5 protein-coding genes are annotated in these 6,895 nt (G+C 62.5%); 2 read left to right on the forward strand and 3 right to left on the reverse strand.

What is annotated here, in order from left to right; all coding sequences use genetic code 11:
- Positions 1-168: 168 nt before the first annotated feature.
- Positions 169-1,602: a DUF1501 domain-containing protein gene (locus ABJF10_RS10820; RefSeq protein WP_348544577.1), complete on the forward strand. Its 1,434-nt coding sequence runs from the start codon at positions 169-171 to the stop codon at positions 1,600-1,602.
- A gap of 18 nt (positions 1,603-1,620) precedes the next feature.
- Here the strand turns inward: ABJF10_RS10820 and ABJF10_RS10825 are convergent, their stop codons facing one another.
- The gene (locus ABJF10_RS10825; RefSeq protein ID WP_348544578.1) at positions 1,621-3,381 is read right to left on the reverse strand and encodes a right-handed parallel beta-helix repeat-containing protein; all 1,761 of its coding nucleotides are present in this window, start codon (positions 3,379-3,381) and stop codon (positions 1,621-1,623) included.
- A gap of 318 nt (positions 3,382-3,699) precedes the next feature.
- On the opposite strand from ABJF10_RS10825, the gene ABJF10_RS10830 reads away from it, so the two are divergent.
- The gene (locus tag ABJF10_RS10830; protein ID WP_348544579.1) at positions 3,700-4,671 is read left to right on the forward strand and encodes a polysaccharide deacetylase family protein; all 972 of its coding nucleotides are present in this window, start codon (positions 3,700-3,702) and stop codon (positions 4,669-4,671) included.
- Positions 4,672-4,693: 22 nt separating this feature from the next.
- Here the strand turns inward: ABJF10_RS10830 and ABJF10_RS10835 are convergent, their stop codons facing one another.
- Positions 4,694-6,436: a hypothetical protein gene (locus ABJF10_RS10835; RefSeq protein WP_348544580.1), complete on the reverse strand. Its 1,743-nt coding sequence runs from the start codon at positions 6,434-6,436 to the stop codon at positions 4,694-4,696.
- A gap of 58 nt (positions 6,437-6,494) precedes the next feature.
- Positions 6,495-6,895 (reverse strand): hypothetical protein (locus ABJF10_RS10840; RefSeq protein ID WP_348544581.1); only part of this gene is annotated, 401 nt, incomplete at its 5' end.

The raw sequence follows: 6,895 nt of genomic DNA on the forward strand, positions 1-6,895 counted from the left end.
CTTGAGCTTGTCGAAAGAAGACAGGAGCAAGGATCGTCGATATTAGCCGCCTGTCCGCCCTCCTCTTCCCGGCGTGGGCTAACCGGCATTTTGTGGCCAAGAATGCGGGGCGTGAAAGGGTCATCGGTAGTGGCCCCCCACGTTGGGGAGCTTCCCCCCCTCGCCACCATGGCTCTTTTTCAAACACCGCTGAATCGCCGGGCGTTTCTCACGGCATCCACCATGGGCCTGGCCGGGCTGCGGCTGGCGCCGAGGTCTTTCGGAGCGCCGTCGCCGGTGCCCGCGCCCGAAGCGAGCGCCGTGCGCAAGCCCGCCAAATCCACCATCCTTTTCTTTCTCTGCGGCGGCGCCTCCCATATCGACATGTGGGACATGAAGCCCGAGGCGCCGCTCGAGTTCCGCGGGGAGTTCCAGCCGATCCGCACTACTTCCCCGGAGATTCACCTCTGCGAGCATCTGCCGCTGCTCGGCCGGCAGGCGCATCGCTTTGCCCTCGTCCACGGAGTCACCGATGGGGGACAAGCCACCGGCGACCATCATGCCGGTTACTATTACAATCTCACCGGCCACGCCCCGGATCTGACTTTCAAGCAGCAGGGCAACGACCGCCGACCTTATCCGGACGACTGGCCTTTCATGGGCTCGGTGGTCGGCTCGCGCCGCCCGCTGCATCCCCGGCTACCCCAGGTCATCACCCTCCCGCACAAGCCGAGCAAGCTTCCCTATACCCGGCCCGGACAGTTCGCGGGGCGCTTGGGAATCGATCACGATCCCTTCTATCTCAACGGCAGCTTCGACCACCCGTTGCAGTTCTCCGCGCCCACCCTCACCCTCGAGGGCGGCATCGGTGCGGGACGCATGGACGCGCGGCGGGAGCTGCTGCGCGCCTTCAATGAAGCCCGCCGCGAGCTCGACGGCGAGATGCAGGTGCAAAGCTATCTACGCCAGCAGGAGCGAGCCTTTGGCCTCCTCGCCTCCAGCGGCGCCGAGCACGCCTTCGACATCGCATCCGAACCGGCTGCGCTCCGGGCGCGCTACGGCAATACCATCAATGGCACCAGCCTCCTCATGGCGCGCCGGATGGTCGAGGCGGGCGTGCCGTTCATCACCGTGTTTTGGAAGGAAGACGAACGCATCGCCCAGCAGTGCAAAAGTGCGGGCGGATGGGACACGCACGCCGATAACTTCAATTGCCTGAAGAAATATCTCCTCCCCCAGTTCGACCAGGCCTTTTCCGCACTGATGGAAGACCTCACCCAGCGCGGGCTCCTCGACGACACGCTGGTCCTCGTCACCAGTGAAATGGGCCGCAAGCCGCAGGTCGGCGATCGGCGCTCCGGCGGCAACGGCGGCGGCGGCCGCGACCATTGGACCGCGTGCATGAGCGTGCTCATGGCGGGCGGTGGGATTCGCGGAGGTCAGGAACTCGGCGCCACGGATGCCCGCGCGGAATATCCGAAGGATCGCCCTATCGCGCCCGAAGACATCGTGAAGACCGTCTACCACGCCATGGGCGTGACCAATCTGGAAGCCACCGATCTGCTCGGACGCCCCTACAATCTCCTCGCCGAAGGAAAGCCCCTGGTCGATTTGTTCGACTGAAGCGTCCTGGGGTGAACTTCAACGGTTCGGGCCTGGCGCCGGCTCACAAAATTCGGTCACGATGGCGGAAGGCCGGCCATTCTGCCAATTCCAGCGCGACTCCAGCGGAGGCACGAAGTTCGCGGGATCATTCGGAGTGGGATGGTTGTCGCTGATGAGCAGCCCGGAGGTCGAGGCGACATGGATGTTCGGCCAGACCGATTGCGTGAACGTGTTGCCCGTGATGCGGAGGTCGCGATGGGCGCCGCTCGGCAAGGGCTGGCCGTTGCCGCCCTTCGCGGTCACTTCGATGGCGGGCCGCCGGCAGCCGATGATGATGTTATCCTTGATCGTCACGTCGCTGGCGCTGGCCGCCTCGGACCACCAGAACTCCGGCGCGACCAGCACCGCCGCCATCCAGCCATTCGTGATCTTGTTGCCACTCACCTCGCCGTGGCTGGCCTTGATGAGGATGCCGCGCGAGCGATTGTAGCCGAAGTCACAGCCTTTCACGACAAAGCCATTGCCGACCCGCTGGCTCGAGCACACCGCGGAACCCATGGCCAGGGGCACCGCGCGGTCGAGGGTCACTGCGTAAAAAGTCGCTTCGCCACCGAGCAGGCGGCGCTTGTTGCGATCGTTGAGATTGAGCTTTTGGAAGAACGCCTTCTCTTCGGCAGTGATCCCCGCGTCCGGTTCGATCTTGACCGCCACCGCATCCGCCGGTCGCTCTCCCGCATAGGGCAGAAACTCCACGGGGTCGCCCGGCTCAATCGTCATCCGTCCGGTCGCGGCCACGCGCAAGCGACTGCCCGCGCTGCCCGTCACGAGATGATAACCGCCGTGGATGTTCACGCAGTCGTCGCCTTGAAACTTCGCCGTGCATTCGAGAATCGCGGGGCCCTTGGCGGCTCCGATGCTGTGGAAAGCATCCGCATCCAGCGAGCGCAGGCGGGCAAAGGCGCGCTTCACGGGATCTTCCTGCGGCGCACGGCGGTCGATTTTACAACGCAGGTAGGTGCTGCCGTCGCACCGGTCCTCGATGAAGCCGAAGCACGGCGAGGCGAAGACCGTGACATTCTCGAACTTTACCCCGGTGCATTGCGCGAGCGAGATGGCGTGGCCGAACGACTTCGCCGGAAAGACGTTGTTCGTCACCAGGATGTCGCCCACCCGCTCGGTGTCGGCGCTGGGGTTGAAGTGATAGCCCGTGTGCTTGGCGATGCGGTAGCGGTGGTTGCCCACGGGCTTGAATTCCTTCGACCAGCCCGCCGTCTCCCGCCGTAGTTCCTGCGTCTGCGGATCGTAAATTTCCACACGTTCCTCCAGCGCATTCTCGGGATAACCGGCGATGATCTCAAACTCCACCCAGCTCTTGTCCGGCGCCAGCGCCGTTATGCGCCCCTCCGTGAAAGGCAGCGGATCGTAATCCACGGTCAGCCCGCGCAAGTGCACGTTGCGGCAATTCTCCATGCCGACGGCCTGCACCGTCTGCGTGCAGATCATCTCCACGCCGTCGGCCACGATCTCCACGTCCGCCAGGTCCTTGAAGAAGAGGTGATGCCCCCCACTCGGCGTCACGCGATAACGCCCGGCCGGAACGATCACTTGCTTCGCCCCGCCCTGGATCGCCTTGCTAATGAAGCCCTGCAGATCGAAGTCCTTTGCCCCGGCGGTCGACGGCGGCTTCGGCACATCTGCCGCCCACCCATTGGCTAACAAAAACAGCAGCAGCAAAGCCGCACCGACGCGGCGCGATGGGAAAGAAAAGATGCCGGTCGACATTTCGTAATTCCTCATTGCAGCGGGCATCGTAAATCGTGGGGGGTAAATCGAGGCCACCACTCGACCCTCGACGGGACGCTCCGAGAAGCAGGCCGAGGGATCGATTTGTCAAGTGTCAAGAGCCGCCCCTGCTCCACACTGACTTGCTACCATGAAGGGCATGAAGAGCATGAAGGGATGAAGATCGCCGCAGGCACTTGGTCTTTTCCTTTCCCTTCATGTCCTTCATGCTCTTCATGGTGTTCTCCACTTCCCATTCCACGCCAGGAGCGCCTCACATGGAATAGCGAAGGACCCGATTTATTGACCGACACCCCATCCAATTCCCCCCGAATGAAACTCCCCCCACTCCTTCCCGTCCTCGCCCTCTCCACGCTCTTGTCCTTCTCCGTGTCGGGTGCGGAACCGCCCACTGCCGGACAAACGCAAATCCTCAAATGGAAGGACGGCAAAACCGCGTGCTTCACCCTCGGGTTTGATGACAGTGCCGGCAGCCAGCTCAAGAACGTGGTTCCGGAACTGGTGAAGCGCAAGATCGTCGGCACCTTCTACCTCGTCACCGGCAACAGTCTCTACGCCCATTTGAAACCCCAATGGGAAGAGGCCGCCAAAAGTCCTTACGTCGTCGTCGCCAACCACACCTTCACCCACAAGGGCGCCAACAACGCCGAGGAGCTCGAGCCGGAATTGGCCAAGTGCAACGAGGTCCTCTACGCCCTCCACCCCGAGCGCAAACAGCCTTACTTGATAGCCTTCGCCAAGCCCGGCGGCGTCCCTTGGATCGTCCCCAACGACGCCTTCGAAGCCGCCCTGGCCAAACATCACCTCCTCAATCGCCCGCCCTTCGCCGGCCCGCCCATCAACTACAAATCGTCCGAGGAAACCCTCGCCGTCGTCGACAAAGCCATCGCCAAGGGCGACATGGGCTACCTCGTCTTCCACGGCGTCGGCGGCGATTGGCTGGTCACGCCCGTGGAGTGGTTCACCGCCCTGCTCGACAAGCTGGAAAAGGAGCGCGACCAGCTCTGGATCACCGACACCGCTTCCTGGAAAAAGTATGTCACCGAGCGCGACACTGCCGCCGTGAAGATCGTCGAAGCCAGCAAAACCCGCCTCCGCCTCCAGCTCACCGCCAAAACCGACCCCACCTACGACGACCCCCTGACCCTCTCCACCACCGTCCCCGCCGACTGGAAAACCTGCCAGGTCGAGCAAGGGACCACGAAGACCACCGTGCCGGTCAAAAATGGATCCGTGCAATACTCCGCCGTGCCCAATGGGGACGAGATCGTCCTTCGGCCCTGAAGGTCTGGAACAATGCCACGTTTTATGGTGCCTGCTTTGAATCCGGGATCGGGATTTCCACGTTAGTGACAACGTCTTCGGCCGGCGGTTGCCCGCGCGCGACCAGCGCATTTTTCGCGACTCGGCGCAAAGGAAAATACTGGGTCCAATAGTGCTTCGCCGATTCGGAACTCCAGGTTTCCGAGCGCTGAAAGCCGCCATGCTTGAGCAGCGCCGCCAGCAGGGCGTCATCCTCTTTTACCCGCCACGAGGCGAGCAACTCCAGCGCGACGGGCAGGCCGGATGCCTGCGCGCCGAGGTCATGGTCGAAGATCCCACGCTCGGCCTCCGTGCGAAAGAAACTCCGCAGCAGATCGTGAATCTGGCGATCGAAGGGATTGTATCCGCTCTGGAAATCATAGGACCACAGCGCATTCGCGGCCTCGACGGGCATGGACCGCATGCAATGCTCCCAAAACCGGGATTCTTCGGCGTCGCGGGGCGACCGCGTTTCGTGCGCGGAACGACCGTCTTCATTGGGAAAAGCCGGCACATGCAGCAGCATGATCTGCTTTTCCGCGGGAACTTTCCATCCCAAGGCCACGAGTCTTGGATAGCGCGCCCGTCGCGCGAACGTCCGCGCCCCGATCAATGACAAAGTTTCCGAGGATGACAACACCCAGGCCTCGAGCTCCTCGTCCGGCACCAGTGCGTCGACAATCCAGCCGGTCTTGAGAATTGCCGCCGCGACCTGCGCGTGTTTGCCGCGTTCGTTACGCTGGAGCAACGCCACCGCCGGCGCGATGACCTCGCTCCATCGTTCCGGTTGCCGCATCGCGGTGGACGGCACGATGGGCTCTCGCCCGTAGCGTGGATCGGCCAACAGGCACCACGCCATGTATTCACTCATCGCCGGGTCGGCCGTGGGCCGATGGGCAATGCGATCGATGCACCGGCGAGCCAACGCCTCCGGCGCAAGCTTCGGCGCGTCCCCTTTTGCCAGCGTTTCCCGAATGGCTTGCAACGCGGTATCCCGGGCGGCCGACGGCGCCAGCGCTTCGATCTTGCCCTGCAAACGGTGCAGATCCTCGAATGCCGGCGGGTTTGACGGCAGCCACGCGAGCATCCGAATTCCTTCCGTGCGCTCTGGCAAAGCGGGATCTGCCGGCAACGGCATGTTATCCCAGCAGGCAATCAGGCTGCGGATGTGGAACGGAATTTCCCTGGCCGTGAGGGAGTCGAGAGCGACCGCCTGCAAGTCCGCCTCGGAAATCAATCCTTTCCCTTCGTTGGAAGTGAGACGCTCTCCGATCTGTGTGGCATAGCGCACGGCATGCTTGCTGCCTGTCGAGCTGCGATAACCGCGCAAGGTCAAAAACTGGCGTGGGAGCAGCACGAACTGCTGGTAACTATTGCCGCAATCACTTGCCAGATGCGCCTGCGCGCGATGCCAGGCGCCGGCTCCATCCCGGTACTCGAGCTCGATGTAAATATCGTTATCCTGCGAACTAAATGACTGCGCCGTGTTAGTTCGATTCACCAAATAGAGCGGCACACCCTCGGCGTCGGCGTGCGCGAAATCCGCCCATAGCGCGACCTCACCTTCGCGCACCGGCACGTCCGGTGGCAATTCCACCAGCGGCTGAGCCCGCTTCACCGTGGCGGGGAAACGAGCGGACGGATTTTTTTCCACGCTGGCGTTCTGAGCGGCGCAATTCGGTCCGCCGCGGAACAAGGGCCATGCAATGGCGGCCGCGAAAAACAGCAGGCGGGGGGAACACTTCATAGCAGACGAAAGCGAAGTTTACATTAGTCTGACACCTGTCGCAAAATAGGCAAATCTATCAAAAGACGCGGTGGCCGTAGCGGGGCGTGCCGTCGGTCCAACTGGTGACCTCGAAGCTTTTATAATCGTCGGAAAACTTGAGGATTTTCTTGTCCAATTCCACCGTGAAGGGGTCGATGATTTTGTAGGCACAAAACGGTTTGCCCGACATGACGAATCGATCCTGAGTGAAGGTTACGTGGGTGGTATTGGCGCGGTCGTCGGCTTTGGCGGACCAGATCCATTCGCTGGTCAGGAGAAGTTGGTGCAGCGATTCCCGGGTGTGTTTTGGTTTGGCGTTGGGGGCCGCGGTGGCCGCCTGGAGGGCGGTCAATTGCGCCTGAATTTTCGCGGCGTTTTCGGTGTCCTTGGCCAGCGTGGCGCGCTGGAGGAGTTGTTCGAGCGCGGTCTGGTAGCGCT

The organism is Chthoniobacter sp., from assembly GCF_040003245.1.
Lineage (GTDB): Bacteria > Verrucomicrobiota > Verrucomicrobiia > Chthoniobacterales > Chthoniobacteraceae > Chthoniobacter.